Annotated in this window: 2 protein-coding genes; both read right to left on the minus strand. The window is 45.7% G+C overall.

All coding sequences use genetic code 11. The annotated features are described in order from the left end of the window. Window positions 1-363: 363 nt before the first annotated feature. Window positions 364-3,783: a multicopper oxidase domain-containing protein gene (locus tag VXK47_RS15565; RefSeq protein WP_435549707.1), complete on the minus strand. Its 3,420-nt coding sequence runs from the start codon at window positions 3,781-3,783 to the stop codon at window positions 364-366. A 73-nt stretch (window positions 3,784-3,856) separates the two neighbouring features. Continuing rightward, a partial coding sequence (locus VXK47_RS15570; RefSeq protein WP_435547519.1) for a transposase occupies window positions 3,857-3,979 on the minus strand: 123 nt, incomplete at its 5' end.

Here is a 3,979-nt window from a genome sequence, read left to right on the forward strand (position 1 = left end):
CCGAGATCACTATAGGACCGCTATCTACTTCCACTGTGGGGGGTTTGATCTCTACCCAAAAAGGAAACCAAGTGCATTCCAGGTCATCACTGCATGACCGCTATATATAGGGGTCACCCACACAAATGTGCGAAGACCCATAAGATAGTTGACAAGGTTTTAAGGAGTAAAAGGTTAAAGGATAAAGGTGCAAGGATAAAGGAACCAGTTAAAAAGTTTGGGGTTAATAGCTTGAGAGTTTACTGTTAACCATTTTTCTGTCGGGGACATTATGCAAAAGTTCTTGCAAGCAACTCCGCTGAAAGTCAATCTTGTAATACCAGCGAAGTTACTGCAAGGGGTTGGTTATAAGTTTATCTTTTGTTATTTACCGACAATTTTCCATGTATTATCTGCCACTGCGAGAAGCGATTCTTCGCCAATTTTAGTATATCCGTTCATATACCAGACTTTGTTTTCGCCTGAGATATTATTTCTCCATAGAATATCTGTATAGATATCACTGTTGAAATCACCAGTAGCAACAATTGACCAGGTCATATCTGTGAGACTATCAAGGTTTCCACCACTTGTAATAGTAGCTCCTTCCATGTACCAGACAACATTCAAACCGGATGTAGTATTTCTCCATAGAATATCGGGTTTTCCGTCACTATTGAAGTCACCGACACCAACAATTTTCCAGGTCAAATCTGGAACACTGTCAAGGGATACAGCACTTTTAATAGTAACACCATCCATGTACCAGACAGCATTCAAGCCAGATCCATTATTCCTCCAGAGAATTTCCGTCTTGGCATTTGGATTCAATACAAGCGGACGCATCATGTCGTTTTCTTCATGGCTGAGAATATGACAATGAAATACATACTCATGCCCAAAGTTGTGCATTACATTGACTGTTGGAGTTGCCAGAGCAGCACCTGTAAGAGGATCTATCTGCGAAAATCCCTCTGTGTCGCCGATGTTTATAGGTCTGGCCGGATTTAATGGCCGGATACTTTCAGGAATTGCAAATGGAACTCTTGGCCGAACCGGTCTTAATGCAACGATCGTATCTTCGAGAGGTGACATTCTGACAGTCTCTTTCCAGCCAAGCTCGTTTGCATCAGGTTTTCTTATAAATCCGTCCCAGCCGACCCGGTTGATTAACTGAACTTCAAAAAGGTGGAAGTGTATGGGATGTGTATCCACACCATTGTGTGTGAATTTCCAGATCTGCACCTCGTCTTTTGCAACAATTTCCGTAGGCGGATCATCATAGTTTTGAAGAGCAAATGTTGAAATTGCAGCATTGGAAAATGGTACTTCGAGTCCGAGTTTAGCGCTCATTCTGCCATATTCATCAAAGGTTCCGCCCATCTCGTCATGAATAGCCTTTGGCTTCATGGAATAATTATTCACATAAGTGCCGTCAGTCTTCATAAAGCTTATGGAGTTGTCAGAGATCCTTGAAACCCCCCAGTATGGCCAGGTAACAGGAAATGTTTTGTTATATGCCAAATTGTATTCGCCTTGTCCTACAATTACAGGCTCCTGAGATCCGGCAAAAACATTTCCACCGCCAAGGCCTGTAGCCTTGAATGCTGTCTGCAGGTTTGTCAGGGTTGTTGTGTTATAGTCGTCAACAAGTGCAGTACTATCAGCTCCGGCATTTACAGTAATTTGCATTATTGTCCGGATGTTGGGACCAACTCCCGCAGGTATGGCCGGTGCACCGCCCATGTCGGTTCTATTCGGTGCGCCGGTATAGTAATCATAATGCGGATCAAGAGCCGGATATGCTGTTGGGGCGTCATTATATAGAATCAGAGTTTTACCGGCATATTTTGAGAAATCTATGATTACATCCGCCCGTTCAGCAGGACCCAGTATAAGCGTGCCTCCGCCTTGAGCCAGGGGAAGAACATTTCCGACATTAAACATCGTAACATCAAGATTGTATGAAATCGGATGGTTGTACAACACAACAGGCGCCGGCAGAAACCCGCCTTCGGAGCCTATTTGAATCATTGCAGGACCGCGATATAACGGACTTGGAACACCACCCTCCCTGCCATCAGTCGGCCAAGACGCTGGAAAACCTGTCGTTGAACTTGCGGGTACCATGACAACCTCAGTCAGTTCAGTTGCATCCGTGCTTGTTGAAAAATTTGGCGTTCCGCCGGCAGCTATTTCTGCCGCAGTATTAGGGTCAGCTTTATTTGCAGCAAGATAAAGCTGCAAATTGAAAAAGCGGTCGTGAGAAGCATTAAGTACCTTGAAACGATAGGCCTTTGGATCCACATTAAGTGTAGGAAAGGCTGTTCCATTTATTACCGGAGTATCCAGGAATGCTCCCGCTCCCCAGGATGGGTCGGGTGTGCCCGGAATTTCCGGCGGTTGGTTTGGATTAGCTCCTCCATAATAGGTATTAGGGACAGCACCCAAACTAATACAATAGGGCGGTACTGCCTGAGCTGATGATCCGCACTCAGGTGTAGGAGGCCAGAACCATGGGCCATAATGCCACCTTCCCATAGCATTAATACCGCTGAAATCAGGGTTATAGGGATTTTGAGCAGGCATATAAACATGCGGCCACCAGAAATCGCCTTTTACCGGTGTCATTGGATCTACCCCGGCTGTTCCGGTAAAGGGCTCCGATCCCCATGCCCAGGTTGGATCTGTAGCTGCAATAGTTGTGTCGTCCACAAAAGTCTTGTCCTGTACAACAAGAGGAATTGTATCTGCGGCAGGAGGGATAGCTCCATTTCCAACCAGTGTGGCTTCAGCACTATCTGTTACCACGTATCCCGCAGCTTCTCCCACATAAACATTAAGGCGTGTGATTCCGGAAGCATGGTCATGGTAAAACATAAGTCTGGAACTCTGCTGATTGGTCCAGTAAAATGTTTGCGAACCGGGACCGGGATTGTTTGTTGCCCCGGCAACCGCACAGGTGGTTTGGCCCGCGCAATTGGATCCGGGATAAGTAGCTTCTGTAATTTTTGTCCCTGATGCATCATACCACATATCAGGCACATAGGCTACGCTGGAGCCCTTAGGGTATCCGGATGTGTCTCCTACAGGGGTAATCCACTGATGAGGTGTTCCATCACTGATCCATGGACTGCGGCCGCCATGAAGGTGCAGGGTGGCTCTGTTGTCAGAAAAGCTGCCGGAAGTGAGGGTAATCGGAGCATTAGTTTCAGGATTATAATTAATTTCATAAGTTCCTGAGCCCATCAGAGTGGTGTCAACAGGAATAAAAAGCCTGCTGTTAGGATCAAGGGCATTTGTAAACTTGACACGTACCGGCCTGTCTTTTGTAGCAATTATTATCGGGCCTAAATAGTGTGGCTCAAGCAAATTTGTATCCGCAGTATTTGTCTGCCTGTAGCCTCTCATCAAAGTGCCGCCTGTTGTCCCCGGATCCATCTTGCTTCCATTGGCAAGAACAAGAGGAGGAAGATCGGAATGCATCTGTTCACGATACTGGACCAGCTCGATTTCATAATAATCTGAACCAGGATATGATGTAATATCCGGATCAGCTACCGGAAGATATTGACCCAGGTTATTATCAGCATCAGCAAGAACGCTGCCTGTAGCATAAAGTTTTGGCAGCCCGTCAACAAATTTACGAAGCGCAGGGCTATATGCCCAGTTTGGAGTTTCGTAGTAATCAGGTTGCATGCCGGGACTGGTTGTCGGCGCTGTCCAGCCCTGGTTAACACCGCCGAAAAGAACGGCTGTAACCGCTAACATTTGGACGATAGTTAATAAATATTTTTTTAACATAATGGTCTCCTTAAAATCTTAGAGATAATTAAATCTGTTGTTTATCGGATATTTTAAATGGTTCCTCGCTATTTCATGTGGGTAACCTGAATTCGAGTTTGCCACCAATGAGGTAGATCATGGTGATCAGGTTTTTGATGGTCCTGTATCCCCTGGCCTTGGCTTTAGCTGCTTGGATAAGGCTGTTGATTCCCTC

It is taken from the genome of Desulfobacterium sp. N47 (assembly GCF_051233685.1).
Taxonomy (GTDB): domain Bacteria; phylum Desulfobacterota; class Desulfobacteria; order Desulfobacterales; family RPRI01; genus RPRI01.